Source organism: Streptomyces sp. NPDC028368 (assembly GCF_055565615.1).
Genome location: NZ_JBVHTY010000004.1, coordinates 428,839 through 454,563 on the forward strand (window position 1 = coordinate 428,839; position 25,725 = coordinate 454,563).

At 67.3% G+C, this 25,725-nt stretch carries 20 protein-coding genes and 8 pseudogenes; 11 read left to right on the forward strand and 17 right to left on the reverse strand.

Translation table 11 applies throughout. The features are described from left to right. Positions 1-8 precede the first annotated feature (8 nt). From ACZ4S3_RS11950 to ACZ4S3_RS11960, 3 genes are all read right to left on the reverse strand, one after another. Positions 9-4,385 (reverse strand): DUF6603 domain-containing protein, encoded by a 4,377-nt coding sequence (locus tag ACZ4S3_RS11950; protein WP_467930944.1) that lies wholly within the window; start codon positions 4,383-4,385, stop codon positions 9-11. A gap of 12 nt (positions 4,386-4,397) precedes the next feature. Further along, complete coding sequence (locus tag ACZ4S3_RS11955; protein ID WP_467930949.1) at positions 4,398-5,642, reverse strand: ComEC/Rec2 family competence protein; 1,245 nt, start codon at positions 5,640-5,642, stop codon at positions 4,398-4,400. Positions 5,643-6,725: 1,083 nt separating this feature from the next. Then, positions 6,726-6,932, reverse strand: coding sequence for a hypothetical protein (locus tag ACZ4S3_RS11960; protein ID WP_467930952.1), 207 nt, complete (start codon positions 6,930-6,932; stop codon positions 6,726-6,728). A gap of 193 nt (positions 6,933-7,125) precedes the next feature. Between ACZ4S3_RS11960 and ACZ4S3_RS11965 the strand changes: the two genes are divergently transcribed. Further along, positions 7,126-7,530 carry a DUF3375 family protein gene (locus tag ACZ4S3_RS11965; RefSeq protein ID WP_467930957.1) on the forward strand — a complete coding sequence of 135 codons (405 nt, stop codon included), beginning with the start codon at positions 7,126-7,128 and terminating at the stop codon, positions 7,528-7,530. 15 nt (positions 7,531-7,545) lie between these two features. Here ACZ4S3_RS11965 and ACZ4S3_RS11970 read toward each other — a convergent pair whose 3' ends face one another. Together ACZ4S3_RS11970 and ACZ4S3_RS11975 are read right to left on the reverse strand one after the other, a co-directional pair. Further along, positions 7,546-7,689 (reverse strand): hypothetical protein, encoded by a 144-nt coding sequence (locus tag ACZ4S3_RS11970; protein ID WP_467930961.1) that lies wholly within the window; start codon positions 7,687-7,689, stop codon positions 7,546-7,548. Positions 7,690-7,876: 187 nt separating this feature from the next. Next, positions 7,877-8,287 (reverse strand): DUF7144 family membrane protein, encoded by a 411-nt coding sequence (locus ACZ4S3_RS11975; protein WP_467930966.1) that lies wholly within the window; start codon positions 8,285-8,287, stop codon positions 7,877-7,879. Between the two features lie 1,019 nt (positions 8,288-9,306). Here ACZ4S3_RS11975 and ACZ4S3_RS11980 point away from each other — a divergent pair. Further along, complete coding sequence (locus ACZ4S3_RS11980) at positions 9,307-9,654, forward strand: carboxymuconolactone decarboxylase family protein (RefSeq protein ID WP_467930970.1); 348 nt, start codon at positions 9,307-9,309, stop codon at positions 9,652-9,654. Between the two features lie 171 nt (positions 9,655-9,825). Next, positions 9,826-10,263 (forward strand): PLDc N-terminal domain-containing protein, encoded by a 438-nt coding sequence (locus ACZ4S3_RS11985; protein WP_467930974.1) that lies wholly within the window; start codon positions 9,826-9,828, stop codon positions 10,261-10,263. A gap of 118 nt (positions 10,264-10,381) precedes the next feature. On the opposite strand, the gene ACZ4S3_RS11990 is transcribed toward ACZ4S3_RS11985, so the two are convergent. Next, the gene (locus tag ACZ4S3_RS11990) at positions 10,382-11,902 is read right to left on the reverse strand and encodes an alpha/beta hydrolase (protein ID WP_467930979.1); all 1,521 of its coding nucleotides are present in this window, start codon (positions 11,900-11,902) and stop codon (positions 10,382-10,384) included. A 358-nt stretch (positions 11,903-12,260) separates the two neighbouring features. Here ACZ4S3_RS11990 and ACZ4S3_RS11995 point away from each other — a divergent pair, with 358 nt between their 5' ends. From ACZ4S3_RS11995 to ACZ4S3_RS12005, 3 genes and pseudogenes are all read left to right on the forward strand, one after another. Further along, positions 12,261-13,010, forward strand: coding sequence for a lysostaphin resistance A-like protein (locus ACZ4S3_RS11995; protein WP_467930983.1), 750 nt, complete (start codon positions 12,261-12,263; stop codon positions 13,008-13,010). 269 nt (positions 13,011-13,279) lie between these two features. Continuing rightward, positions 13,280-13,780: a three-helix bundle dimerization domain-containing protein gene (locus ACZ4S3_RS12000; RefSeq protein ID WP_467930988.1), complete on the forward strand. Its 501-nt coding sequence runs from the start codon at positions 13,280-13,282 to the stop codon at positions 13,778-13,780. A gap of 63 nt (positions 13,781-13,843) precedes the next feature. Continuing rightward, a pseudogene (locus ACZ4S3_RS12005) lies at positions 13,844-14,323 on the forward strand (polyphosphate kinase 2 family protein); the annotation flags it as partial. On the opposite strand, the pseudogene ACZ4S3_RS12010 reads toward ACZ4S3_RS12005, so the two are convergent. The 3 genes and pseudogenes from ACZ4S3_RS12010 to ACZ4S3_RS12020 all read right to left on the reverse strand — a co-directional run bounded on the left by ACZ4S3_RS12010 (position 14,320) and on the right by ACZ4S3_RS12020 (position 17,504). Next, a pseudogene (locus ACZ4S3_RS12010) lies at positions 14,320-15,347 on the reverse strand (IS630 family transposase). The pseudogenes ACZ4S3_RS12005 and ACZ4S3_RS12010 overlap by 4 nt on opposite strands. Before the next feature lie 50 nt (positions 15,348-15,397). Beyond that, positions 15,398-16,315, reverse strand: a pseudogene (locus ACZ4S3_RS12015) (polyprenyl synthetase family protein); the annotation flags it as partial. A gap of 220 nt (positions 16,316-16,535) precedes the next feature. Beyond that, positions 16,536-17,504, reverse strand: coding sequence for a GlxA family transcriptional regulator (locus ACZ4S3_RS12020; RefSeq protein WP_467930991.1), 969 nt, complete (start codon positions 17,502-17,504; stop codon positions 16,536-16,538). Positions 17,505-17,575: 71 nt separating this feature from the next. On the opposite strand from ACZ4S3_RS12020, the gene ACZ4S3_RS12025 reads away from it, so the two are divergent. The 3 genes and pseudogenes from ACZ4S3_RS12025 (at position 17,576) to ACZ4S3_RS12035 (ending at position 19,504) form a co-directional block, all read left to right on the forward strand. Continuing rightward, positions 17,576-18,226, forward strand: coding sequence for an HD domain-containing protein (locus ACZ4S3_RS12025; protein WP_467930995.1), 651 nt, complete (start codon positions 17,576-17,578; stop codon positions 18,224-18,226). An 841-nt stretch (positions 18,227-19,067) separates the two neighbouring features. After that, a pseudogene (locus tag ACZ4S3_RS12030) lies at positions 19,068-19,115 on the forward strand (hypothetical protein); the annotation flags it as partial. Between the two features lie 101 nt (positions 19,116-19,216). Beyond that, positions 19,217-19,504, forward strand: coding sequence for a hypothetical protein (locus ACZ4S3_RS12035; RefSeq protein ID WP_467931625.1), 288 nt, complete (start codon positions 19,217-19,219; stop codon positions 19,502-19,504). On the opposite strand, the gene ACZ4S3_RS12040 is transcribed toward ACZ4S3_RS12035, so the two are convergent. Further along, positions 19,486-20,289: an SMI1/KNR4 family protein gene (locus ACZ4S3_RS12040; protein WP_467930999.1), complete on the reverse strand. Its 804-nt coding sequence runs from the start codon at positions 20,287-20,289 to the stop codon at positions 19,486-19,488. The two genes, ACZ4S3_RS12035 and ACZ4S3_RS12040, sit on opposite strands and share 19 nt — an antisense overlap. A 97-nt stretch (positions 20,290-20,386) precedes the next feature. Next, a pseudogene (locus ACZ4S3_RS12045) lies at positions 20,387-20,575 on the reverse strand (IS5/IS1182 family transposase); the annotation flags it as partial. Positions 20,576-20,730: 155 nt separating this feature from the next. Here ACZ4S3_RS12045 and ACZ4S3_RS12050 point away from each other — a divergent pair. Both ACZ4S3_RS12050 and ACZ4S3_RS12055 read left to right on the forward strand, forming a co-directional pair. Continuing rightward, positions 20,731-20,970: a hypothetical protein gene (locus ACZ4S3_RS12050; RefSeq protein ID WP_467931003.1), complete on the forward strand. Its 240-nt coding sequence runs from the start codon at positions 20,731-20,733 to the stop codon at positions 20,968-20,970. A 186-nt stretch (positions 20,971-21,156) separates the two neighbouring features. Then, entirely contained in the window at positions 21,157-21,534 is a 378-nt protein-coding gene (locus ACZ4S3_RS12055) for a hypothetical protein (RefSeq protein WP_467931007.1), read from the forward strand. A 75-nt stretch (positions 21,535-21,609) separates the two neighbouring features. Here the strand turns inward: ACZ4S3_RS12055 and ACZ4S3_RS12060 are convergent. From ACZ4S3_RS12060 to ACZ4S3_RS12085, 6 genes and pseudogenes are all read right to left on the reverse strand, one after another. Then, a pseudogene (locus tag ACZ4S3_RS12060) lies at positions 21,610-21,750 on the reverse strand (ATP-binding protein); the annotation flags it as partial. 622 nt (positions 21,751-22,372) lie between these two features. Next, positions 22,373-22,924 carry an SMI1/KNR4 family protein gene (locus tag ACZ4S3_RS12065; RefSeq protein WP_467931012.1) on the reverse strand — a complete coding sequence of 184 codons (552 nt, stop codon included), beginning with the start codon at positions 22,922-22,924 and terminating at the stop codon, positions 22,373-22,375. Between the two features lie 198 nt (positions 22,925-23,122). Continuing rightward, positions 23,123-24,070, reverse strand: coding sequence for a YcxB family protein (locus ACZ4S3_RS12070; protein ID WP_467931016.1), 948 nt, complete (start codon positions 24,068-24,070; stop codon positions 23,123-23,125). A 240-nt stretch (positions 24,071-24,310) separates the two neighbouring features. Then, positions 24,311-24,673 (reverse strand): hypothetical protein, encoded by a 363-nt coding sequence (locus tag ACZ4S3_RS12075; RefSeq protein WP_467931628.1) that lies wholly within the window; start codon positions 24,671-24,673, stop codon positions 24,311-24,313. Between the two features lie 55 nt (positions 24,674-24,728). Continuing rightward, a pseudogene (locus tag ACZ4S3_RS12080) lies at positions 24,729-25,217 on the reverse strand (hypothetical protein); the annotation flags it as partial. 129 nt (positions 25,218-25,346) lie between these two features. Then, positions 25,347-25,722, reverse strand: a pseudogene (locus ACZ4S3_RS12085) (leucine zipper domain-containing protein); the annotation flags it as partial. Positions 25,723-25,725: the final 3 nt, after the last annotated feature.

Here is a 25,725-nt window from a genome sequence, read left to right on the forward strand (position 1 = left end):
GCCCCTCTCTACTGCGCGGTGGTGGTCAGGGGCTCGTAGACGAGGTAGCTGCGGGCCTTGCGGGCGTAACCGCCCAGGGAGGCGCCGTCGGCGCCGGGTGCCAGGCCGAGCCGGTGAAGGGCGCTGTAGGCGGCGACGCGACGGGTCTTGGGACCCTCGGAGTCGGTGCCCTCGGAGTCGATGCCCTCGGCGATGATGTCGATGCTGTTGCTGGGGTCGTGCAGAGGGATGGGGCCCTGCTTCTGGTCCTCGCGCAGCGGGGTGCGGCCGCTGTCCAGGGGGGTGACGCAGAGGGCTTGGATGGGGAACGGGTCGATCTCGCCGTCGGTGGAGGGTTCGAGGACCTTGAACCGAAGGCCGGCGAGCTGGGCAGGCAGCAGGGCGGGCTGGTCGAGCGCATCGGAGGGTTTGTCGAGCGGAGATCCCCACAGGGCTGCGGGGGCATCGCGCTCGATCACCTCGATGGTCCAGTCTTCCTCCTTGAATGCCTTGGGGCCCGTGATGGTGACCCGGAATTCGGAGGTGATGGAGGCGTCCTTGCACATCGGCCGGATGCTGATCTTGTTGCCCGCTTCTTCGTCTTCCGGCTCGAACGGATCGTCGTTGAGGTAGATGCGGGTGGCCGGGACGACCGTCTCGACGGTGACGGCGAACCCGGCGGAGGCAACCAGGACGGGATCCTGGTCGGCGCGCCGGGCGGCGAGTTCGTCGGCGTCGACGTCGGCGAGCAGCCCTGCAAGCGGGGTGATGGTCAGCGGATCCGGAAGCTGGTCGCGTACTTCCCGCCATTCCGCCGCGTCCAGCTCAGGGCGCTCGGCGCCGATGTCGAAGCTGAAGGAGATGAACCAGACCTTGACGGTGACACGGCCGCCGAACGGCGGGGTCCACAAGGCGAGTTTGATGCCGACCTCGATGGAGACCCGGACCTTGACGAACAAGACCTTGATGGTGAACGCCACACCGATGCTGATGCCGAGCTCGGCGTCCAGCAGGAACGGCCGCCACTGGATCAATACATCGAGGTAGGCGGTGAACCAGGCGGACAGCAGGCCCTTGTCGTAGGTGGCGGCCAGTCGCCCGCCGACCATGAACGCGTTCGGCGTGAGCGCGGTGTAGCCCTCGGCCTTCACCATGATCTTGTCGTCCGGGGCCCAGACGAAGCCGAGCCGGGCCGGGCGCGGGTAGTGCGCGGGCAGGTTCTTCTCGAAGGCGGGGTGGTAGCCGCCGGCGGTGATGACGAAGTCGCCCGCGTGCCGGCCGGCCGTCCAGAGGTAGACGGCGATGCCGCCGGTGAGCCGACAGGCCGGGTCGAAGACGAACGAGCCGGCACCGACCGCCACATCAAGGGAGAACAGGCCCTGGGACTGCTGGTAGGCGAGTTTGAGGTCGATGTCGATGCGGGCGTGGACCTTCTTGCCGGGCTTGGTGTCGCGCGGGAAGGTCACCGAGGTGCGGCCGAGCAGCGCCAGGTTCAAGTCGTCGCCGAACTCCGCCACCGCAAGCGCCCGCGTGGCGATGAACTTGAACAGGGTGAACTCCAGCCCGGCTGCGGCCCAGTAGCGCCCTTCCGCGGGACGCACCCAGTCCGCCAACGCCTCCAGTGCCTGCTGCGGGGTGGCACCAGTGGCGCCGCCGGCCAGGTTGGAGATCAGGGGAAACTCGCCCAGCTCCTCGATGGCCGGGATACGCAGCGTGCTGTTGACCCCGAACCCGGCCGACACCGCGGTCACCGTGAACGGAGGCGCGACGAACAATGCCGCCCCGCCGACGGCGGCGATCTCGCCGAACAGGAACACCGACGACCAGCCATCCACACTGCGGGCGTAGCTGCCGGCCGCCTGCATGGCGAAGAACCCGGTCTCCACTGTGATCAGGCCAGCGATGTAGATGGCGAATTCGTCGTCGTCGCGGACCTCCAAGGTGCCGGTGACCTTCAGCGGGGCCAGGTCGATACGCACTCCCGCGCCCTGCAGCACCGGAGTGAGCTGGTAGTCCTTGTCCAGGCCCAGACCCAGGCCGATCGTGTCCAGCTGGACGGGGCCGAGGGAGAAGGTCGCATCGAAGGCGATGAACAGCACGCCGCGGCGGAAACCGAGGCTGACCTTCCGGATCCGGACCGGGCCGAAGACGTGGTCGACGTCCTGCGAGGACTCCTCCTGGGTGGCGTCCCGCTCTCGCCCGAGGACCACCTTCTCCGCCGGAACGCCCAGGGCGTCGAGGGGCCCGCAGGGCAGGGCCGCCGGGCCGCTTCCGGCCGGGGACGGCAGGTGCAGTACCAGGGGCGGTCGTGGTTCGCCGTCGATGGCCCACTCGATCAGCGTGGTTACCCCGGACCTGGCCGATTCGGCCGCAAACCGCGGTAGCCTGCGCGGGACCTGCGGGTCGATGGCGTCCAGTGCGGCATTGGTCTCGTCCGCCCGGTCGTCCGACCAGCCTTCCGGGGTGACGGTGAAGGCGATCGCATCCAGCGCCAGGTCATGCGCACCCGGGATCGCCTCGCCGATCAAGGGGAGATCTGAGGCGTGGGCGTCGAGGCGGACGCGCATCGCCGCCGCGTGCAGGCGACGTCCACCGGATCCGTCGGGCAGCCCGGCGTACACCCACCCGGTCTGCGGAGTGGCGGCCGTCAGCAGCACCCGGCGGGTGGCCAACTCGTACCGAACGGACAACGACTCCAGTACGGGCTGGAGCACGGGCGGGAGGTCGCCGGGAAGACCGAGCCCGATCGCGGTCGCCAAGTCGGTGAGGGGCAGCCCTGGCTGCCCCTCCCACTCTCCGCTGACCACGGTCCCGGCGCTGCTCTCCTGGTAGTCCGCCGCGAAGGTGAGCACGCGGTACCCGGGCCGCTGTTCGGCGTCCAGCAGGCGCTGGCCGGCGTCTTCGGGGCCATCGGGGAGGTCTTCGGACGCACCGGGGACGATCAGCTTGAGCTGTCCCGTGACGTCCTTGTCGTATCCGGCGTCGCGCCGGGTGAGGAGGGCGGTGAGGATGAGGGATGCGTCCGCGTCGCCGAGGGGGAAGCCCAGCTCGCCGGAGAGTTCGATGCTCTGTCCGCCGCTGTCGAAGGCGAAGCCGAGCTCCCGCAGCGCCAGTTCGGCGAACAGGGACGGGGGCTCGGCATCGAAGACCCGGAAGAGATCGGCTCCGGTGATCCCGAAGGCGGCACCGTCGAAGTGCCAACTACTGTCTTGGTAAGCCGCGTTGAGCCGGACCGAGCCACCTCCGATTGCCCAGTCGGCGGTCAGGGAGGCGGTCGGCGTGCCATCGGCGACATCGATCGTCAGCTCCAGCCCACTGAGCTTGATGCCTCGCAAGGGCAGCTGCCATTCGCCATCCAAAGCGAGGCTGAGGCTGTAGCTTTGGCCGCTACCCCCGGCCTGGGCGCAGAGCCGGAGCTCGGCCACGGACAGGGTGTTGGTCGGCAGCTCCAGCCCCGAGAAGTACTTCTCCAGCAGCGGGGCCAGCGGCACCGGCTGGGTGAGATGCGCGAACACCTGGAGGTCGGGCACCCGGAACGCGGCAGCGACTTCGATGTCCTCGACGAGGGTGACGACGCCACCGAAGAGCACACCGGCCTTGAAACCCTCCGGCGTGGGCAGGATATCGAACTCCGCCCGCAGCCCGGAGAGGGTGAAGAGCCCCGGGATGACAGTCCAGTCGGTACCGAGCCGGACCCTGATCCAGAAGGAGAGCAGCTCGCCCCCGCTTCCGTCACCGGCCGGCGCGAAGCTGACGGACATCCCGCTGACCTGCAGGGTGCCGACGCTGCCGATCTCCTGGGGGAGGTCGAAAGCCGAGCCCGTCAACCCCGGAGCCAGGGAGGCCAGGTCGGCCAGAGCATGGAGTGACACCGGCTCGAAGACGCCCGCAAGCTGCCAGGCCGTGTCCATGTAGCGAGGTTGGAACCCGGCCACATACGCTTTCGGCCCTCCGGAAGACCCGGACATCGGCCGCTCCGCACCGATACCGATGCGTGGGGCGGTGTTGCCCTCATGGTCCGCTGTGGCGTTCAGCAGCAGGTGCAGGACGTCGAATCCGGCGGTGCGCAGAACGTCCACACTGATGTCGAGGTGCTGGGGCGGAATGGTCCAGCTGGGGAGGGTGGCGTCCAGATGGACGCCGGCGACTTCCTCGCCGGTGTCATCCGGCAGGAAGAGGGCCGACACGGGCACGGGCTCCGCGAGGTGGCGGAGTTGTAACCGGCCGACCACGGTCAGCTCTTCGGCCATCGGGGCGCATTCGGTGATCGTGAGAGAATCGGTGCCGAGGTGCTCGGCGAAGAGATCCTCGGCAGCGGATATCCCTAATTCTCCTGCCACCAGGTGAAAATCCCTTCCCTGGCTTTCTGTTAGTTTCTCCTTGAGTGTCGCTACAGACAGTGCCATGCCGTCGACCCCTCACTTATAGGTGATCGAATAGGTGTTGGGGCCCTTGGGGTCGATCCGCAGATGCCAGTCGTAGCCCATGGAAATCTTGACGGCCTTGGAATCCTTGTCCTGCCCCTTGCCGGGTATCCGTGCAAGCGTCGTGGCGACCCCCTTGATGCCCGCCTCTAGCCGGTAGTGGGAGCCCTCGCCCGACGTTCGTGTCCTCTTCGGACGCGGCAGGGTCTCTGTGCTGCGGCTGAAGTAGGCGATATTGGGGAGATTCTTGTCCGCCGGGTTCTCTTCCACCGCGACCGGCGGGAGCTTCTGGTCCATCCATCGCTGGACGATCGTCTTCAGATGGGAGAACTTCGGGATCCCGGTGGCGCCGAAAGGCAGCGTCCCGGAACTGATGAACAGGCCGTCGGGCATAATGAGTTCCAGCCACTTGAGGTGAGTGGAAGTATCACTGCCGTGGTGGCCCACCTTCAGCCAGGTGTTGCCGGTCCGCTGCATCCTCGGGGTCCACGCCGTGTCGCTGCCCCTGGACGCCAGAACGCCCTCGACCTCGTGCCCGGCGTCCCCCATGAAAAACACCCGCTGCTCCTTGCCACCAGCAGCTTCCCCGACCAGCATCAAACAGATGGACTTCCGGTTGTCCTCCGCCTCGGCGGGAAGGTCGGGATCCGCAGTACGCGGCCTCTTGGCAGGCGTCGCACCGCTCCCTGTGGCGACGGTGTTGGCCGCGATCACATACAAGCCGGCGTCGCCGGAGCCGCTCCCGGCGACATCCAGCCGCTGAGGCTTGGTCGGCGTGGTGGCGACCTCTATCTTCCCGATCTTGTCCTTGTACTTGCTCGACGGGATCAGGAGGTCACGGGTGGACGCCTTGGTACGGCGATTGACCGTGTGATCGGCCGGTCTCCCTATGTGGAGTAGGTTCTTGACGGTGTACCTCAGGGCCGACTCGTCATCGTTCAACAGCATGTACGGAATCAGGTTGTAGTGGTCCACATCCGGGTGCGTGATGATGACGTAGTCAAGCGTGTTGGGGTGCTTGAGTCCGCCCAGGTACCCCGAGATTTTCTCCTTGACCCGTTTGATGTTCTCGGTCTTCGCCGTGTCGTCCTTTCCGCCCCCCGAGGCGTGGCCGGTCTCCTTCTTGGTACCGGCGTCGACCAGCACCGCGGACTCGCCTTTCATGGGGTCGCCACTGTGGAAGACGATCAGTGTGCAGTCGCCCTGGCCAACGTTGAAGAAAATCACCTCTGCTGGCATGAAGACACTCCCCAGATGTTCCATACAGACAAGTTGGAAATGCGGGAACGCACCGATTTTCACGTGGTGATGGGTGCGGAAAACGATCCGGTGAGGAGGGGAACCGTTAACCCGGCTCCGGAAGGTGTCGCTTGAGTTTGTCGTCGGATGCAGGCATGCAAAAGTCCCCCTGGCGGCCCGCGGTTGGCTTGAGAGCATGCAGGCCCACATATGCCCCCGGACTGCACCGGCGTATGGAACTACACAGCATGTGCAAGGCGCCAGGTGGCCTGCGGAAACCAGCCATCACGCCGAGCGCCAACGTCGGGTCAACTCTGCATGCGGGCTACGGGCACCACGTGACACCGACAGGAGCTTGATGCTGCTTGTGAGTGGGCTGGCGCGTGGTGTCACTGGTGGCGATCACTTCGCAGAGACAGCCGAGGAGGGCGTGGCGAGGACTTCGCCGCCTGAGAGTAGGCGGTGGACGTGGTGACGACAGCATTAATCGATGCCAGTTCGCCTTTGTAGGCACGGGCTACCAGCCGAAGTGTCTTGGGCACCGAGTTGTGCGTTCCGGAGCGAGGCGCCGCCCGTGCTGTGACACCGTCACACGGCGCCGACGGGCTCGGGAGGCGTCCGTGGAAGCAAAGGACAGGGCCTCGACCGTCCGCCGGTCACGGATGAGAACGACCAACTGTCCGGAGACAACATGATGCGCAGATCAAGCTCCGCACAAATCGTCTTGATGGCGTCCCTCCCAGTCTCACGGATCAGCCGACGGCGTCCGAGCCGGATCGTCTACGAAGCGCGCGCTACCACCATCCCGCCCGCCCAGCACAGCGGTGACGCGTCACGCCGCCCCGGCGGACAGATCGAACGATGCGTCAGTAACGAGCTCGTGCATGGTTGGCTGTGAGACGTCGAGGAAATCGCTGTGGCCCGATGCACATATCTGCTGAGCCGATGCCAGGTCCGTGGTCCGCTGAGGGGACAGCAGGCCGGCGACGGCTTGGACGGTGTCGCTCATGTGCTTGCGGCGGTCGAGGTGGCGGCCAGGGCTCGCCAGCGGTGTCCTGGTCGGCCACGGGGTAGAAGAAGGTGTCAGCCGATGTTGTCGGCGCGTGGCGATGGGCCTGGCCCGGAGTTGCGCAGGCGGTACTCGACGATGCCAGGTTGGTCGATGGTGGCGGTGTAGCGGAGCGCAGCCCCGACGGAGAGACCGAAGAGGTCGCAGATGCGGCGGGGGTCGCCGCCGGTGGCTTTGGCTTCGTGAAGGAGACGGTCCTCGCGAAGTCGACGGGCGGGCATGCCGAGAGTGTCGTTGATCCACACGTGGCTGACCCGGCCGGTGCCGCAGGCGGTTGTCTGGGAGATGAACAGGTGCGGATTGGCGGTGCGTGGCCACCGTTCGGTTCGGTATTCCCGGTACCTCTCCAGGCGGGTGCGTACTCGGTGCGCAGCGGCATCATCGCGGTGCGTTAAGCCGGCGGGGCCGGGGCCAATGGTGACGCTCACCCTTGACATAAGCGTCGGCGTTGAATCGCACGCGCTGGGGCAGTTAGGGGCGGGGCGCCTGGAGTTGGACTACGACCGTCTGGTCGCGCTGCGGAAGCAGAGCGCGGCATGGCGGCTGCTGACGGCCGGCAATGCCGCGCTGATGCTGAGCTTCTTCAACAAGGTCTTTGTCGAGCAGGGGACGCGCTCCAATGCCGGTGCGGACCTGGTCGAGCGTTTGGACGACGAATTTTCTGGCAAAGTCCACCTCGGCCCCAAGCCGGGGGCAGGTCCGCTCGGGTGCTCCGCCTTCGGCTCAAGGGGCAGTCGGAGTGCGGCGCCCACAGAGCAGAACTCGCCGACCACGGAGAGCTGCATGAGAATCCCCGCACGCACCATGCTTCGTATGTAGCCCAACGGAGCGTATTCACGGGGCATCCTCGCGGTGGCGCAGCAAGTGGACGACGATGAACGCGACCACGGCCGCGACGACGATCAGCGGCATCTGGTGGTACGCGTCGAGCCCATAGGCAGGACGGCGAGCAACGGCGAGCACGGTACCGGTCACCATGTGGTCGCGGCCGGCATGCCGAGTGCCAGGCCGGGATCTGTGCCGAGCCCGGGAGGCCGACACAGGCGATGACCCTCGCACGCGATGAGCTGCGGACGGGCCGATGTTCACCAGTGATCCGCCGACCGTGGCCGACGAGCGTCCGCGGGTGGTGTCTCTCGTTCCAACGCCCTTCACTGCCCGCCGGTCAGACGGCCTCCTTTTTGACGACGCACAGCGCCCAGATGATGAAGCTGTACATGGCGATCAGGATGAACGACCAGAACGGGTAGTACGGCAGCGACAGGAAGCTGGAGATCAGCAGCAGTGCCGTGATGAGGATGCCGCAGACCCGTGCCCATGTCGCGGCCTGGAACAGGCTGGAGCCCACCACGATCGCGACGATTCCGAGGATCAGATGGATCCATCCCCAGCCGGTCAGGTCGAACTTGAAGAGGTAGTTCGGGGTGTTGACGAAGATGTCGTCCCTGGCGATGGCCATGATGCCTCGGAAGACGGAGAGGACACCGGCGACGATGAGCATCACCGCGGCGAACAACGTCAACCCGCCGGCTACGGCCTTGGTCGTTTCGGAGCTGTGGTGCGCTTCTGCTGACATGTCCTCGGCCCTTCTGCGAAGTCCCCTCCTAGGAGAGGATGATGCCGATGAAGATCACGTAGAGGATGCTGAAGACCGTCCATGAGCACCCCGCCCGGAGGTCGCGGTCGGCGATCATCCAGAGCGCAGAGGTCAGTGGAGGAACTTTTCCTTGGCCCGTTGGAGCTCCGCCTCCGAGATCGTGCCGTTCGCCTTGAGGTTCGCAAGCTTGACCAGCTCATCAGCGCTGCTCGCGCCCTCGCCGCTTGCGGCCTCCCGGATGCTCGGGTGGTACCCAACGGGCCCTGGGGGTTTTCGGGGGCGGGGGCAGGGGCGGCGGACGATGCGCCCATCGCGTACTCCTTCGCTGCTACGCGCGGATCCTCAGTACACCGTCGTCACGCCCAAGGCGGAACCGCAACTGGGGCAGGTCCGCGGCCTGCAACCGGCGATCCACCACTGTGTTGGCCTGGGCCGCGAGGCGTCCCGCAGGTACGGCACCAGTGCGGCTGGCGGTGGCCGCCGGCGCCAGTGGGCCCACTGCGGGCCCAGAAGCTGCGGGCTGTCGACTGGTTCGCCGAGCAGGGACCAGACGGACTCCTCGTCGCAGGCGAGAGGGCGTGGCCGGTGTGGCGCAGCAGGCAACGTTGCCCCATCAGACGCCGCTCCGAAGGGCCGGGACGGATCCGCCTTCCGCTCATGGCGACGGTGCAGGCGTCGTCAGCCGGCCACCCAGGCACGGTCGTCTCGACCGGCCAACGATGGCGGCCCGGCCGCTGCGAGGATTCGATACGCCTGCACGCGTTGCGGTGCGTGGTGCCCTGGCTGCGCTGCATCAGCGCAGGTGGTCGAATGACGGTTCTCGAACGCCTTTCAGCACCCCTCTGGGCCCTTCCGTGCGAAGGGCCGGCATTTGACGCCAAGCCCGCGAAGGAATCACGTAGAGGTAGGGCACTTCCTGCGTAGAGGTCCATCTTGCTCAGCCTTCCCTCGCGGCCTCTGTGGTTCTCGGAACACATTGAGTGAGAAGGTCGCTGATCATGACAGCACAAGCTCCCGAACGCACCCTGGGTGCCATGGCTCAGGGTGAGCACCCGGTCTTCGAACAGCTGGCGCGGATGACCATTGAAACGCTGCCCAATTCCGGCCTTGACGAGCGCACCTACCACCTCGTGCGGTTGGCGGCGCTCATTGCGATGGACGCCGCGCCTGCCTCGTATCCGGCCAATCTCAGCGTGGCGAAAGAGGCCGGCCTGACTGCCGAAGACGCAAAGGCCGTCTGTGTGGCGATCGCGCCGATCGTCGGCAGCGCACGGGTGGTCGACGCGGCAGGCAGCGTTCTGCGTGCGCTCGGTTTCGCCGAACTCGTCACTGAGATGGAGACGTGACGACGCTGATGGCCGAGGGCTGATGAAGCGGGCAGCCTCCCGTCTTCTGTATCCGAAAACGTCGAATCCGGCCGACCGCCCTGCGGAGGGAGGGGGCCCAATGGGCTGCGTGCCGATAACCACGTTCCGCATGGGTGAGTGGTCGGCCGAGAGGGGGCGAGAGGAGAATTCATGGCAGGCCGGTGGAATTTGGCCTACGACTACCCCGTGCTGGGTACTTTCTGGACCATATTGTGGATCTTCCTCGGGGCCATATGGATCTTTCTGCTCGTCCGGATCATCATCGATATCTTCCGCGACGACTCGATGGGGGGATGGGGGGATGGGGGGATGGGGGGATGGGGGAAGACGGGATGGCTGCTTCTTGTGCTCTTCCTCCCGTTCCTCGGCGTCTTTGTGTACCTCGTGGCGCGCGGTAACGGCATGGGAAAGCGCGAAGTACAGCACGTCCGGGCTCGGCAGCAGGCGTTCGACAGCTACATTCGCCAGACTGCCGGTAGCGGTCCGGCGGGCCCGGCAGACCGACTCGCCAAACTCGCGGAGATCAGGAGCCGGGGCGACCTCACGGACGCGGAGTTCCAGCGTGCCAAGGAAGGGATCCTGCACTGACGAGATGAAGGCTTCCAGGCTCTTTCCGAACCGGTCGCCATGAGCGAACGCCGGAAGTAGGGGTGGCGGGATGGGAGCTTGGTCGGCTGCGCGTATGGAACGTCCATGGTCGCCGTGCTCACCCGTCGGCCGCAATGATTTCCTTGAGGCCGGCCAGGTCGTGGGCGGTGATCCCGGCGGGTCGCATCACGGCATTCCATCCATCGACGTACTCGGCCGTGTATGTGTGGCCATGGCCGGCCGGAACGTCGGTGGAAAAAGGAAGGTCTGCGGTGATCTGCCAGAAAGTCACGAAGGGAATCCAGAACATGTTCTTCAGCACGTCATTGCCCGCATGCTGACTGATCCATTCGGGCTCGTGGAAGACCAGACGGGGACTCCACCAGACGATCGGATCGGAGGGGTGCATCAAGTAGAGGACGCGGCTGCCTTCCCAGGGCTGGTCCTCCGGCGGAATCCCCGCCCCCGGGTTGCTGGCGAACCGTACGGTCCGTCCGTCCTTATAGATCGGCTGGACCTCAGGACTGCCTTTTTCGCGGTGGTCGCTGAATTCCCGGAAGAGTGTATTGAAATTTGGCGGGCCGACGAACAGTGTGCCCGCGGTGCGGTTGCGCAGGTCGAATTCTCCGCTGAAGGCGGCCTCGCCACCGAACGACCCCAGGCTTTCTCCGGCGACGAGCAGTCTGGGGCGTTTGTCCGGAGGGAGTGCCGACCATTTCTCGTAGACTGCGTCGAAGAGTGCCCGGCCCGCTTCTTTGGCCTTCGACTGGTCGACCAGGTAGGAAATCCAGGACGGCAGGTAGGAGTACTGGATCGCCACGGTCGCCGAGTCTCCACCGCTCAGGTACTCGAACGTGTCCACGGACGCAGGGTCGACCCAGCCGCTGCCGGTCGTCGTCACCACGAGCAGGTTCTTGCGCTGGAAGCCGCCCTCGCGCTGGAGGTCCTTGACCGCCAGCGCGGCCCGGGACTCCGCGTCGTCGGCAGACGCCAGCCCGGCATACGCACGGACCGGCTCCTCGGCCGGATGGTGGACGAACTTCGAGATATTCGCCGTCGACGGTCCGGTTCCGATGAAACTTCGCCCCTGCCAGCCGAGCGAATCCCACGGCACGACCGAGCCCGGCCCGCCTGACCGCGCGCTGGTCGTGGGCTGGTGGACCCCCTCCGGGGTCTTCGTGTCACGAACGGAAAATGCCTCGTTCGCCAGGCCGACGAAACCGTCGAGGAGCAGACCTGTGACGACCACATAGGCAACCCCCGCAACGAGAATCCACCCGACACCTTTCGCGGCACGCGGTCCGATCCAGCGTCCGAGATGTTTCGCTGCCCAGCGGTACAGGCCACGAACGGCGCGTCCTACGAGAAGAAGGACGCCAAAGGTCAGCGCCGCAATGAAAGGCGAGGCAACGGCGAGCGGGATGTTGTAGTCCGTCACGCCCATCAGCTTGCGAATTTCGTACTGCCAGTACTGCCCGAATCCGATGGAGACGGCGAGCAGGACAACCGCAGCGATGAGGAATACGCGCCAGGCCCAGCGTCGCGGAGCGCGAGGGCCGCGGTCGGCAAAAGCACGCCACACGAACGCGATCAGCACTCCCAGCCCGTAGCCGATGGCAGCGGTGATGCCAGAGATCACGCCCTGGAGGAGACCGCCGCGCGGAAGCAGCGACGGCGTGAAGGACAGACATGCCAGAAGGAGCGCGCCCCAGCAGCCCGGGAGAGTGACGTACAGCAGCTTCCGGTGGGCCGGGCCGCCGTCACTCCGGCTCTCAGCACCCGGGGATTCATCTGACGGGCCTCCCGGCGGCCCCGGTGTGGCCCGTGGCATGGCAACCTCCTGCTCCATGATCACCCGGCGGGTACGCCGGCGCCAGCGGTGCCCATCGTCCGGAGGCGGACCATGGCCCGGGCAGGCCGAGTGGTCCGGCTCAAGACCACGTCGGAGGATGGGGCAGCAGGGGGAGTGCGGCCGCAGCATGCCCGGGGAGGACAGGATGACCGGAAGGCGGTGGAGCCGCGGCGGACGCCTCCTGATGCGACTCCGCCGCACCGCGGCACCCGCGGTCGTCCTGGCCTGCGTCCTGGCCGTGCTGGGCCTGACCAACCTGGCCAACAGCGGCTACCTGCCCTCTCTCGGGCTGGTCAACGCCCTCCTGGCGATTCTGCTCCTCTCCGGCATCGTGTGGTGGGCGGGTGGCACCCGCGACGATGTCGGTCTGGGCGCGGGTACGCTCCGGCGCGGCGCGGTCTGGGCGCTGGCCCTGATCGGCGTCGTGGGCTCGGTCTACCTGGTCGGGGCACTCCTGCCGTTGACCCGTGAGTTCTTCGCCAACCCGCACACTACGCACGTCGGTGCCGGCGAGCTGGTCCTGCTGATGTGCGTCCGGGTGCCGTTGGGGACGGTACTGCTGGAGGAATACGGGTTTCGTGGTGTGCTGTACGGGCTGGTCCGCCGCTATGGCGGCACGGTGGCCGCCACCGTCGTCTCCTCGTTTCTGTTCGGCCTCTGGCACGTCGTCGGCGCCCTCCATCCGGCTACGCGTCATCCCGCCCTCGCCACGGACATCGCTCACCCGCATGCCGTCCCGATCGTCCTCGGCACCGTACTTTTCACCACGGCAGCCGGAGTCCTCTTCTGCGAGTTGCGCCGCCGCAGCAACAGCCTGCTGGCGCCGATCGGCCTGCACTGGGCAACCAACGCTCTGGGTTACCTGACGGCATTCACGCTGTCGCACGCGCACTAGCTGGAGATCATCAGGCGCATCGGCCCCGTCGCCGCTGTGTTCTTCCCTCGCGGCCCGGTTCCGAGCACCGTTCCTGCGGCATCGCAGGAACCTGCGTGAAGGGCCTCGTCCGTGAGGCGGTCGCGACCCGGGGGCCGGAGAATGAGAGCGGCGGCCTCGCAGTCGACCCATGACAGTCTCGGTGTTGTCGGATCCGGGGCCACCGGCCATGCAGTCTCTGACCGTTGAGACCTTGGACTTGCGAGCGCGCGGGCGGTTGAGCGATGAGGATGGATGAGCTGGCGCCCATAGCCGGCGACAGCACCCCACCCCAGGGAGCGAGTCGCGGTCCTGGTCCGCGGGCAGTTGCAGATCCGGCGCCGCCCCAGGTAGCTGAGAGGTCCGCCCGGCGGGACGAGGAAGCAGCCATCCAGGACGTCTCCGCAGCGTTGAAGACCGCCTACCCCTCGGTCGACCCGGCGATCGTGGACGCAGCGGTCGCGACGGCCCTCGGCACGTTCCAGCAGGCGAAGATCAGGACTTACCTCCCGATTCTGGTCGCGCGCAGGGTCCGGATCGTGCTCAGCAGCACCGGTCGTGAAGGTGCCTCCCTCGCGCCGGCAGCCGGAGGGGGCTGGGCCGGCCGTCTCACTGCCGACGACGCGAGGGACGGCGAGGAAGGCGACCGGGAGCATGGCGCGCTCGCCCCCGCGCGGCCGGTGGAGGCCCCGGAGGCTTCGGCCGTCGCGCACGTCGGACATGGGCGTCTTGACCATGGTGAACGCACCTGACCGTGTGGCACTCGGCGTGACCGGAAGGAGGCGGGCCGTCATGACGGACGCCAGGTCGAACGCATCGCGGAGCTCATCGAGCCACTGCAAGTGAAGCCGGGATCGCGGGTAATCCTGGGCAGGGACTTCGATCCCCGTTACAAGGCCGGCCTGAAGAAGAAGCGTGGTGTGGAGCTGCTGCGCACGGGTGTGTTGCTGCTCGCCGAGTACCAGGAGCGTCTGGCCGCCCAGGACACGTACGGAGTGCTGCTCTGTCTGCAGGCGCTCGATGCCGGAGGCAAGGACGGGACGATCCGGCATGTCATGAGCGGAGTGAACCCGCAGGGTGTCAAGGTGAGCAGCTTCAAGCAGCCCTCCGCCGAAGAGCTCGGCCACGACTACCTGTGGCGATACGCCGCCAGGCTGCCCGGCCGCGGCGACATCGCGATCTTCAACCGTTGGCACTACGAGGAGGTCCTCGTGGTGCGGGTGCACCCGGAGCTCCTCGAACGGCAGCGGCTGCCGGAGCACGTGCGAGGAGCGGATATCTGGGACCGTCGCTATTGTTCTGAGTCAGGAATTCTGTTCAGATGGCTGGCGAGGCGTTCGAGGATCTCGTCTGCGGTCTTCGTCCAGACGTAGGGCTTCGGATCGGTGTTCCACCCGGCGATCCAGTTGCGGATGTCTTTCTCCAGGGCCTGGACGGACCTGTGAACGCCGCGTCGTATCTGCTTGTTGGTCAGTTCGGCGAACCATCGCTCGACAAGGTTCAGTCAGGACGAGCCGGTCGGTGTGAAATGCAGGTGGAACCGGGGGTGGGCCGGCAGCCACTTCTTGATCGCGGGGGTCTTGTGGGTGGCGTAGTTGTCGCAGACGAGGTGGACATCCAGGTCGGCAGGCACCTCCTTGTCGAGCTTGATCAGGAACTTCTTGAACTCCTCGGCCCGATGTCTGCGATGCAGGGAGCCGATCACCTTGCCGGTGGCGACCTCGAGAGCCGCGAACAGTGTGGTGGTGCCGGCGCGGACGTAGTCGTGGGTCGCCCGCTCGGGAACCCCGGGCATCATCGGCAGCACGGGCTGGGACCGGTCCAGCGCCTGGATCTGCGACTTCTCGTCCACGCAGAACACCAACGCCCGCTCGGGCGGGTCCAGGTAAAGGCCGACGACATCATGGACCTTGTCGACGAAGTACGGATCCTTCGACAGCTTGAAGGTCTCCGAGCGGTGCGGCTGCAGGCCGAACGCCCGCCAGATCCGTGACACCGACGACTGCGAGAGGCCCATCTCCTTCGCCATCGACCGCGTCGACCAGTGCGTTGCGTTCTTCGGAGTGGATTCCAGCGTCCTGGTGACCACCGCGGCGACCTGCTCGTCCGTCACGGTCCTGGGGCCACCGTGGCGCGGCATGTCACCCAGACCGGCGATCCGGTACTGCACGAACCGGGCCCGCCAGCGGCCTGTGGTGTGGAACCGAGTCGAGCGGCCACGTCCTTGTTCGAGGCACCCTCGGCGCACGCCAAGATGATCCGACACCGCAATACCCATGCCTGCGGCGTGGAACGTCGCCGCACCCATTCCTCTTGCATGTCTGCGCCGGGGTGCCGAAGACGCCGAGGAGGTCGTCGCGCAGCTGGAAAGCCTCGCCGATCGGGCGGGCGTAGGCGCTGAGCGCGGTCTGCAGGTCGGGAGTGGCGGAGGCGAGGGCGGCGCCGATGTGCAGCGGTCGTTCGACGGTGTACTTGGCGGTCTTGTAGCGGACGATCGCCAGGGCTTGGTCGACGTTCTCCGTGGGGGCGGCGGCGGTGGTGATGTCGAGGTACTGGCCGTACATCAACTCGGTACGCATGGCATCGATCAAGGGCAGGGCGGCGGCGAGCTGTTCGGGGGTGAGGCCGGCGGTGTGCAGAATTTCGTCGGACCGGACCAGCGCGAGATCACCGGTCAGGATGGCCGCACTGGTTCCCAAGTGCGCTGAGTCGGGGTGCAGGACGTGCCGGGCAGCGAGGGAACAGTGCACGGTGGCGTGGCCACGGCGGATGGCGGAGCGGTCCATGATGTCGTCGTGAATCAGGGCGAAGGCGTGGAACATTTCCAGCGCCGCCGCCACCCGGATCACGGGGGCGGCATCACCATGGCCGCCTGCGGCATGCCAGCCGGTCACACATAGCAGCGGGCGCAGACGCTTCCCGCCCGCACACAGGAAGGCCCGCAAGATCTGGGGGATGTCATCGGGCAGGCCGTGATCCGCGCTGGTACGGGTCTTGGCGTCGAGGAAGTCCCGCAGCACCGCCTCGACTTGGGCGCGCAGTGCCGCAAGGTCCAACAGCTGGCTTGCAGGGACGGTGCCGGTCACGGTGCCCCACCCACCGCTCGTACCGTCATTTCGTGTCACCGCTTCCGGCCGCATCCGCCGTTCCGCCGAGTCATGGCTGCCCCCTGCACCGGGAACAGCCCTCACCCGTGCGCACTTCAACCTTCCCCCTCGCCTGGTCCGGCACGCCCCGCCAACAGGGGAGCGCGGTCCGCAAAGAGGTAGCGTGCATGACAAGGGCATGTGCCGCTTCCCCTTCCCGCGTCCCGCACGCCACCGCGCACCTCTCTCCGCGCATGTACTGGTCGACTTCGTGTTCCACGACCGGTTCCGGTGGCGGACGGGCGAGCTGTCGAGCACCGAGACGTCATGGTTCTCACGGTGAGCGGAACCGCGGGCCGTCCGTGTGCGTGGTGCAGAGAAGCGCGTTCGCGACCGGCGGCGGCCTACGAAGATCAAAGGGTCAACGGCTGTTCACGGCAGCGGAGTTGAATGTCTCGCGGTAAGTGCGCGGCGCTACCCCGACGTGTGCCTTGAACAGCGTCCGGAAGTTGGCCGGGGTGCCCAGGCCGCAGTGGCGTGCGACGGCTTCGACGGTGAGGTCGCTGGATTCGAGGAGTTCGCGTGCGCGGGCGAGCCGGGCGTCGAGCAGCCACCGCATGGGCGGCAGGCCGGTGTCGGTGTGGAAGCGGCGGATCAGGGTCCGGCGGGACATGCCGGCCCGGCGCGCCAACTGGTCGACGGTAAGCGGCTGGTGCAGGTTGCGCAGGGCCCAGTCGTACAGCGCAGGGCTGTCGGATGGCTCGGGTCGCACCGGCAGGTCGATGAACGGGGCCTGGCCGCCGGTGCGGTGCGGGGCGGCCACCAGCAGGCGGGCCTGCTGGTTCGCCAGGCGGGGACCGTGGTCGCGGCGGATGAGGTGGAGGCACAGGTCCAGGCCGGAGGACACTCCGCCTGAAGTGAGCACCTGGCCCTCGTCGATGTACAGATCCTCGGGCACGACCGTCACTTGGGGGTAGCGCCTGGCCAGCGCCTGCGCGTACAGCCAGTGTGTGGTGGCCCGGCGGCCGTCGAGCAGACCGGCGGCGGCGAGGGCGAACGCGCCGGTGCAGAGGGACGCCATGCGGGTGCCGCGGGCTGCCGCCCCCGCCAGCGCGGCGGTCACCTCGGCACCGGGTGCGTCCGGCTCCAGGTAGCCCGGGACGATCACGGTGTCGGCGGATGCCAGGCAGTCCAGACCGTGCGCGACGGACAGCGCAGGGCCGCCGTGCATCGGGACGGGGCCGGGCCGTTCGGCGCAGACCGTGAGCGTGTACGGGCCGTCCCGCCAGCTCCCGAAGACCTGCCAGGGGATCCCGATGTCCAGCGCGAGGACGTTTTCGAGGGCCACCACGACCACGTGGTGTGCCCCGCCCGATACCCGACCCGTCATGGCACGATTCTATCGCTTCATGGCACACGTGCCACTGACACTTGGGTCCGATACGCGCCTACGGTCGCCTCATGGACACTGAAGCCCACCTCCTGCCGGCACTCCCGGACACTCCCGTCGCCCGTGCCGCCGTCGAGCTCGTTCGCTCGCGCGAGAGCGAGCCCGTCGCCAACCACAGCATCCGCAGCTTCGTGTTCGCCGCGCTGCTGGCCGAACACGAAGGGCTGAAGCCCGGCATCGACTTCGATGCCGAACTCCTCTTCCACGCCTGCGTCCTGCACGACCTCGGGGCCTCGCCGTCGGCACCGGGCCAGGCGCGTTTCGAGGTCGAAGGCGCCGACATGGCCGCCCGGTTCCTGGCCGAGCACGGCTATGGCGCCGACAAGACCGACCCGGTGTGGGAGGCGATCGCCCTGCACACCTCGGACGGCATCGCCGAACGCCGTGGAGTGCTGGCCTACCTCACCCGCCGGGGCATCGGAGTCGACATCGGCTTCGGAACCGAGTTCGTCACCGACGCCCAGGGTGAGGCGCTCCACGGCTGCTACCCGCGGCTGGACATGGTCACCGTGCTGGTCGACGACGTCGTGCGGCAGGCCGCCCGCTCCCCGCAGGCCGGCGCCCGCTACACCGTCCCAGGCGAATTCCTCCGCGAGCGCAGCGAACCCGGCGCCGTTACCGCCCTCGAACTCGCGGCGCGGGCCTCCCGCTGGGGCTCCTGACGCCGACACCGCGCCGCAGGGCTGAGCGTCGGCACCGGGCACTCCCAACGGGCCGCCGTGCACCAGAGCTGCGCGCTCACATCTTCGCGTGACGCCGGGGCGTCCGGCTGGCTGATGACCTGGGTGCGATCCCGCGGGAGCAGGCCGACGACGCCGTCCGGCATACGGAGGCCAGTGGTGGGGAGTCAGCCCGAACCGACGCGGTCCCGCCGCGCAGACGTCGGCGCGGCCCGGGCTGCGGCAATCGACATGATCGCGCTCCCGGGCGCGTACGCGGCGCACTCGGCACACGAAGCGGAGCCGATCGCCAGCTGGCTCGGTGGGCTCGGCATCTCGGCGAGCGTGTTCCGGTACCCGCTCCATGCGCGCCATCCCGAGCCCCTGCCGGCGCTGCGAGCCGAGATCCGGCGCTGCCGCGAACAGGGCGCCGAGCGCATCGGTCTGATCGGGTGCTGGGGACGGGCCGGTGCAGTGCGCCCGTCTTTTCAAAGTGGCCAAGGACTCTGCTGTCAAGGGCCGCACACAGGCAATCAATCAGCTCAAGGCGGTCCTGGTTACCGCCGATCCGGACCTGCGTGAGCAGCTGGCCGGCCTGAAGACTCCAGCCTTGGTCAGGACTTGCGCGCAGCTCGAAGAGCGTGAGGATGACGACGGCGAGAAGGATGCCGTCGGGCAGGCCACCCGCATCGCCCTGTGTCTGTTGGCTCAGCGGATCGATCAGCTGACCAGGCAGATTCTTGACCTGGAGCGGCGCCTGTCTGGGCTGATGGAGCGGCACTTCCCGCAGTTGCTCATCAGGGTGGGTATCGGCCCGGATAGTGCCGCCACCTTGCTGATCGCGATGGGGGACAACCCAGAACGTCTGTGCAGTGAGGCGTCGTTCGCGGCGCTTTGCGGGGTCAGCCCCGTCGAGCACTCCTCCGGTCGTCAGCGTCACCACCGGCCAACCGCGGTGGCGATCGAAGAGCCAATGCCGCCCTGTATCGGATCGTGCAGTTACGGCTCCGGTTCGATGCACGCACCCGCAACTACTACGAGCGGCGCATCGCGGAGGGCAAGACCCGGCGCGAGATCATCCGCTGTCTCAAACGCTACGCCGCCCGAGAAGTGTTCAACCTGGTCCGCTCTGGCATCAGGCCCCGCGAAGTGGCTTATGACCTCATATCAATTGGCGAGTCCGTCGTGGCAGACGAGTGTTTCTGCCACGTTCCCGAAGCGCCGCCGACCGGGCTGCGGATGCCGTTGGCGGCGGGGTTCGGTCAGTCGCTCTCCCGGTAGTTCATGAACCAGTGGGTGTCGAAATAGCGGGCCATCGTGAAGGGGTGGTGCGGGTCGATGAGGATGCGGCAGACGAACTCCGCGGCCTGGCAGTCGAAGGGGACGTCCTCGCCGTCAAAGGACCGGACCGCGACGGGCCAACGGTCGGGGTCGTCGCCGTCGGCCCTCCAGCAGTACCGGTCCTCGTGCTCAGTGCCCGCCCAGATGAGCAGACCGTCCTCCCTGAGACTCGTCCACGGCTCCTGATTCAGGTCCAGATATCCGTCGAAGGCACCCTTGCCGAACGTCTCGACCATGCGCTTGTAGTCGCTCGGCAGTGTGGTGCCCAGACGCGACTCCACCTCCGCCCAGTCCACGTCCGGCCGCTGGGCGGGCTGTGTCCAGCCGGTGATCCGTCTGAGCCGTTCCATCCAGTCGACGTCCTCGTCCTCATCCGGAGCGGCCGCCAAGGGTTCTGGCACTTCCCTGTGAGCGACCACCAAAACCGGCCGCTCGGCCCCCTCGGCGTCCCGTGCCGTACCCGTGCCGACCCACTGATCTCCATACGCCCACGCCCTTATCTTCACGGCCCGGTCCTCGAAGGGGGCGAGGAGAGCCGCGCCCCTGGACTCGTCGACCGTCGGATCGGTGAAGCCGTCGAGGACGAGGGTGCGCGGGGTGCCGTACCTGCTGTTGAGCAGTTCGGTCAGGTCCTGCGGGTCCAGGTCGCTGGGCAGGTAGATGTAGCCGTTGCCCGGGCCGAGTTGGGCCAGCAGGTCGTTGACGGTCGCTTGCGTGAGCTCCATGGCGGACAGTGAAGCGCACCGCACTGACAATGCATGTGCTCACACGTATCTGACGTTGATCCGGGAGGCGTTGGACCCCGCTTCGCTCAGCGAGTCTGCGGTGGCATATGAGGGTCGCCGCAATGGCGGTGGAGGCTAGGAAGTGCTCGGGTTTACGCTCGTAGCGGCGGTGGGGACGCCGACAGCCTGGCAGCCAGGACACCGTGCGCTCCACGACCCACCGGTGCCGGCCCAGCCGCTGGGACGACTCAATGCCTTTGCGGGCGATGCGATGGCGGATGCCGCGGGAGTGGGCTGGCTGGACCTCCGCCGGCGCGCGAGCCTCAACGCACCCCGCACCCCGCACCCCGCACCCCGCACCCCGCAGCGCGCACGGGTCCCTCGCACGCCCGGGTCAGATGCCGGCATGCTGCGAACGAGGGGCACGCATACCTTCGCCTCATGGACTTCAACATCACCGCGGAGGAGGAAGCACTTGTCTTCCACATGGCCGCCCTCCTTCGGACAGGTCACTCCCCCACGGATGACGACCTGGCGGACGAGTTGGGCGACGAGGTCCGCCCTCTCCTCCAGTCCCTCCTTGGTAAGGGCTGGCTTGTCATCGAGAAGGAGCGGGAGCTGACCTTGTCGACGATCGCGCAGCATGCAGTGTCCAGCCGGAGGGACGCTGGAGGTCCGTGAGTGCGGGCGGGATCTGTCAGCCTGCTGTCGCTCCCTCCGCTCAGCCGAAGAACACCAGCAGCAACGACACCACGGTGACGGCACGTCGATCCCAATGTGGGCCACGCGGGCGAGAACCGCGATCGGCCCGTTGCTGACCGAGTGCGACCGCTTCGGGAAGGTGGAGCTATTGCCGATGAGGACACCATGACCGCGACCTACAGCCTGGCACCCACTCCACGCGTACTGCTGTTCCCCAGGCAGCTGCGCTATCTGCGGAGGAAGGGGTACCTCGACCCTGAGTTCATGCTGGCCCGCTTCGCCAAAGGGCCACACTGGGACGCCTATGACGACATCCTGCGGGATATCGCTGGCTGCGTCGAGTGGGATACCTCAACGATGTACCGCATTGTCCGCCAGGACTCTGCACTCCCGCTACTACAGGAGTTCACCCGGCGGGGCATCGTCGACCGGCTGGACATGCGGCGGCTGCCGTCGACCGCCGATGCCTGTCGCAGGCGGCAGTCGGGGGCCGACGAGGATGATTGCGCGCCGCGTTGTCTTCCATCCCTCGGACGCCCGTAAAGATGCGTCTGCGGAGCAGATTGTCGACGAGGCTCTTGAAGTATCGACCGATCGCGCTCTGAGCTGCGGGGGAGGTCAGCCGGCCGTGGCCTGCTGTTCGGCGCGGGCGCGGGTGGTGGCGAGTCGGTAGGAGTCGGTGCCGGTCTCGATGATGTTGCCGCCGAAGGTGAGGCGGTCGACAATGGCCGCGCAGAGCCGGGGGTCGGTGAAGGTCTTCCCTGAGGGCAACGAGTTCTGCGTCGAGTCCAGTGACCACGAAGTCGCTGAGGCAGTACGCCGCTTCGAGGACGAGTCGGACGAGCTGGATGGCCTGGGGGCGGAACGGCCGGCGACGACGGGGGCCATCCGCATCGACGCCCCATAGGGCGTTGGTGGCCCGAGCCAGGCCGGGCGGCGCCGCCGCTGCGAACCAGTCCTGCACCAGGCCAAGCCGGGCGGGTTCAGCTCGCCCGGGCTGTTGCGGCAGCGTCCGTTTCCGTTGTGACGCCGAATTGGGCACGGCGGTAGGTTTCTTCGATTACCTGCACTGATGCGTTGGGCGGATGTAGAGCTGCGATCCGGCATACCAAGATCATTGTTTCAAGAATCGTTTTCCGTGAAAGCGATACGGATTGCCCGCGTCCGGACTTGCTTTGTCAGGGCCGCTCTCGCCCTCCCCGGCATCACCCGGATCAGGCTGCCCTCAGCTTCAACCCTGCTGCTGCGACAGCGGGTTGGTGCAGGTCTTCTACCTCCACTCGAACCAACAGCGCCTCACGGCGCAACAAAAGTTGAGCCAGAACCTGAGAAACGACGGCACTGTCGTGTCCACGAACGTGGGACGGCGGCCAGCCTCTTGTCAGAGTGGCTGGCCGTCGAAGGGGTCTCCGGAGCCGGGCTTGAACGTCGTGCCGAGGTCGTACTGCGCGATCCCGAAAGGTTGAAAATCGACATCGGCAAGGACGCGGTAGAGGAACTCAGAGGTGGACATGTCGTACCGGTGCCATGCGCCGACGTCATTGGACCGTGCGAGGACGGGGAACTCGCCCGGCCGCTCGGCATCGATCAGCCAGAAGTACTCGTCGGCCCATTCGGTGGAGCCCCACTCAACCAGCCCTTTGCCGCCCGGCGCGTAGATCGCATAGGGCTCGACGGCGGAGACCTTTCCGAACTTGCTGTCCTGGTCGACCGACAGGTCGACCCGCCACTGTGTCAGGAAGTCGAAGGCGAGGCCCTCGTCGCGCCCCAGAAAGTAGACGGAATCACTGAAGACGCCGCCGCCGAACGCCTCGTAGAGCTCCTTGTAGTCCGCCGGCAGCGGAACCCCCAGCTCTCCCTCGATCGCCGCCCAGTCGACGGAGATCCCGAGCGGCTCCCACCCGGTCAGTTCGATCACTCGCTGAACCCACATACAACAATCTTTTAGCACCAGTCTTCGTTCCGATGTCCCTCAACCCCCTCAACCTGCAGGCAGCGCTCCGTGAGTGGCCGTCGGTATGGTGACCGACGCCTCCGGACTGCTTCGTCGACGTCGCCCACACCATCGAGATCTTCGGCACCTGCGGCGGCTGCGCCGCAGTCGCCGCCGAGGAGTGAGCTCCGGGCCCGCTCAGAAGTCGTAGCAGGAGTAGTCGCCGTCGGGGCCCCGGGCGATCCGGTCCGAGCCCCAGCAGTGCAGCATCGGCCCAATGCGGTAGAGGGCGGCGCCGCCGACCAGCAGCACGGCTGCGGCGAGCACGGCGGTCACGATCCGCATCACCTTCATCCGCCGTACGACCCACCATGCGCCGGCGACGGCCCACGCCCCCAGGATCAGGGCGATGGCCGAGACCGGCGCGTTGTTGTGCTGGAGCCCGGGGAAGGAATCTGGGTCCGCGGCCTTCTGGACGGCGGCGTAGGCGAAGAAGAACAGCACCAGCCCGAGGAGCAGCAGCCCAACGACGCCCGCTCCGCGCCCGACGGCCCGGCCCCGGCTCGGCGCCCTGTCGGCGTCCGGCGCCGCAGCGGCATCCGCGCGTACGAGGTGCCGATCGAGGATCGCCCGCAGCCGGCCCGCATCCTCCGGGTTGCTCAGGCCGCGCTTGGGCAGGACGACGACGCCGACAGCGGACTTGTCGGCGCTGAGCAGCACGAACAGCTCCGGGGTCTCGGCATAGCGCGGGTACAGGTGCCAGTCGAGAGTGGCCGAGCTGTGGGCGGTGGTGAGGCGGATCCCCGGGTCGTCGACGACGGCGCGGAAGTCGCCTTGCCGCTCGCTGAGCCGGTGGAGCTGGCGGGCCTGCAGCCGCGGCACGGCAGTCATGAAGGCGACGAAGGCCACCACCGCCAGGTACAGGTGCCAAGGTTTGTCACGGTGGCCGTCGCCGAGCGTCGACAGCAGGACCCCGACGGCCGCGACCACCAGCGTGTAGATCAGCAGCCGGCGCCGGAACCGGCCCGCTCTGGTGCCCTTCGCCCGGGTGCGGATCGCTGCCGCGAGGTCGTCGACGGTGGGCTGGTAGGCCAGCTCTATCGGTCTCTCCGCGACGGCGTCCGTCGCTTCCCGGCCCTCGGCCATGTCGCCTCCCCGGTTCGGTGATCAACCGGATCGTAGCGCCGGGGAGGGAGGGGACGTGCTCGGGGTCAGGAGGCAGTTCTGAGAGCGTCGCCGCCCGGTCGTGACCTGCGGGAACCGTGCTCACCGTGACAGTAATCGCCGTTCCGTTGTTCCCCGAGGCCGAAGAGCCTCGGGACGCCAGTGGGCGGAAGCGCCTCTACCGAGTCGGCGACCGCCTCGTGGAGGGGGCGGATGGAGACCTCACTCTCCGGCTTCGGCCGCAATCCAGTTCTGCCACACGTGGATCGTATTCGGCACCTCGGGGCGATTGAGGAGCCAAAGAACATAGCCGGCATGCCTCCGCGCCCATGGGTTGTCAGACCGAGCGGCAGTTTCCAGCCTGCCGCGCAGCTCCTCACTGTCGACGGCTCGAGCAACGCGCAAGTACTCGCGGTCCTTGCAGCGGTAGGCCCTCTGAACGACGATCTCGATCAGGGCAGTGAGTTTCGCCCTGACCGTCTCGCTGTGGCCGGCGACCGCCACGTCCCGTATGAGGCTCTGTTTCGTGCCCCACTCCTTGGCATGCCGGGTCCACTCCTGCGGATAGCTTGTTTGCGCGTGCATGGGTGGAGCGCCGGTGGACGGTGCTCGCACTGATGGGGGAGTACTGGGCCTCCCATCCCACACGGGCCGCGGGCCCAGAGATCAGGACATCCGTGACGATCCGGCGGTCGGTGGACCGGACCTCGACCTGTACGTCGAGGCCGTGACGGGACGCCGTGCGCGCGATTCGTTCCTTCATTGCCTTGTGCTTGTCGCTCTCCTGGGGCGTGGCGACATGGGTCATCGGAAGATGCGCGGCCACCAACGTCAGCCGCCCGTCGCGGCGTTGTCGGCGGACGAACATCCAGGGACTCTTGTCGGCCTGCGCGCACCCGCAAGAGCAGCCTTTGTAGTCCTGTAGGCACTGGAGCAGGTCGCGGGGCCGCTCACCCACGGACCGGGTGATCTCGTCGAGGAGACCGGGCCGATCCTCGTGGCCCAGATCCTCGTGCGTCAGATTGATCTCTATGCCGTACTTGGTGTGGAACACCCCGTTGGCCATGTCTATGACGGTAAGACAGCTCGGAGCTGTGCAGAAGAGGGCTGTTCGATGCCGCTGCGCCATCTTCCAGCACTCCGATCAGCGGCGGGCGGGGTGTTCGGTGATCCAGCGCCATGAGGAGTCATACAGCCCCTCTACGACGACACCGAGCGGCACGCAACCGACTCCCCGGAGGCCCCGAGACCCAAGCCGTACCTGCCTGGTGGGCCGGTCGAGGAAGGCCAGGCGGCCCAGACCGTGGCGGGTCAGGACGCGGTGCACGGTGGAGGCGGGCATCCCCAGGATCGGCCCGATGCGGGCCGGTCCGAGCTTGCGGCTTGTGCTAGGTGGCACACACGCGCTTCGTCTGTTGCCGAGGTGCGGTGCGGGGTCCTGTGCGGACAGCTGGCACGGTCGTGCAGTCCCGCATCTCCTTCAGCCACGAACCGTCGGACCCACTGCACTGGTGAGCCGTGGCGCGTGAGATGCCCATCTCGGCTGCCACATGGGCCACGGGACGACCGGACCGAACCCGGTCGACCAGCAGCCTCCTGCCGAAAACAGTCAGCCGGGCATTACGGTGGGACACGAA

Bases quoted from the DNA above. Each gene is read 5' to 3' on its own strand.
- ACZ4S3_RS11950 (WP_467930944.1), bottom strand. From the start codon at position 4,385: ATGGCACTGTCTGTAGCGACACTCAAGGAGAAACTAACAGAAAGCCAG.
- ACZ4S3_RS11955 (WP_467930949.1), bottom strand. From the start codon at position 5,642: ATGCCAGCAGAGGTGATTTTCTTCAACGTTGGCCAGGGCGACTGCACA.
- ACZ4S3_RS11960 (WP_467930952.1), bottom strand. From the start codon at position 6,932: ATGCCCGCCCGTCGACTTCGCGAGGACCGTCTCCTTCACGAAGCCAAA.
- ACZ4S3_RS11965 (WP_467930957.1), top strand. From the start codon at position 7,126: ATGGTGACGCTCACCCTTGACATAAGCGTCGGCGTTGAATCGCACGCG.
- ACZ4S3_RS11970 (WP_467930961.1), bottom strand. From the start codon at position 7,689: ATGGTGACCGGTACCGTGCTCGCCGTTGCTCGCCGTCCTGCCTATGGG.
- ACZ4S3_RS11975 (WP_467930966.1), bottom strand. From the start codon at position 8,287: ATGTCAGCAGAAGCGCACCACAGCTCCGAAACGACCAAGGCCGTAGCC.
- ACZ4S3_RS11980 (WP_467930970.1), top strand. From the start codon at position 9,307: ATGACAGCACAAGCTCCCGAACGCACCCTGGGTGCCATGGCTCAGGGT.
- ACZ4S3_RS11985 (WP_467930974.1), top strand. From the start codon at position 9,826: ATGGCAGGCCGGTGGAATTTGGCCTACGACTACCCCGTGCTGGGTACT.
- ACZ4S3_RS11995 (WP_467930983.1), top strand. From the start codon at position 12,261: ATGACCGGAAGGCGGTGGAGCCGCGGCGGACGCCTCCTGATGCGACTC.
- ACZ4S3_RS12000 (WP_467930988.1), top strand. From the start codon at position 13,280: ATGGATGAGCTGGCGCCCATAGCCGGCGACAGCACCCCACCCCAGGGA.
- ACZ4S3_RS12020 (WP_467930991.1), bottom strand. From the start codon at position 17,504: ATGACGGGTCGGGTATCGGGCGGGGCACACCACGTGGTCGTGGTGGCC.
- ACZ4S3_RS12025 (WP_467930995.1), top strand. From the start codon at position 17,576: ATGGACACTGAAGCCCACCTCCTGCCGGCACTCCCGGACACTCCCGTC.
- ACZ4S3_RS12040 (WP_467930999.1), bottom strand. From the start codon at position 20,289: ATGGAGCTCACGCAAGCGACCGTCAACGACCTGCTGGCCCAACTCGGC.
- ACZ4S3_RS12050 (WP_467931003.1), top strand. From the start codon at position 20,731: ATGGACTTCAACATCACCGCGGAGGAGGAAGCACTTGTCTTCCACATG.
- ACZ4S3_RS12055 (WP_467931007.1), top strand. From the start codon at position 21,157: ATGACCGCGACCTACAGCCTGGCACCCACTCCACGCGTACTGCTGTTC.
- ACZ4S3_RS12065 (WP_467931012.1), bottom strand. From the start codon at position 22,924: ATGTGGGTTCAGCGAGTGATCGAACTGACCGGGTGGGAGCCGCTCGGG.
- ACZ4S3_RS12070 (WP_467931016.1), bottom strand. From the start codon at position 24,070: ATGGCCGAGGGCCGGGAAGCGACGGACGCCGTCGCGGAGAGACCGATA.
- ACZ4S3_RS12075 (WP_467931628.1), bottom strand. From the start codon at position 24,673: ATGCACGCGCAAACAAGCTATCCGCAGGAGTGGACCCGGCATGCCAAG.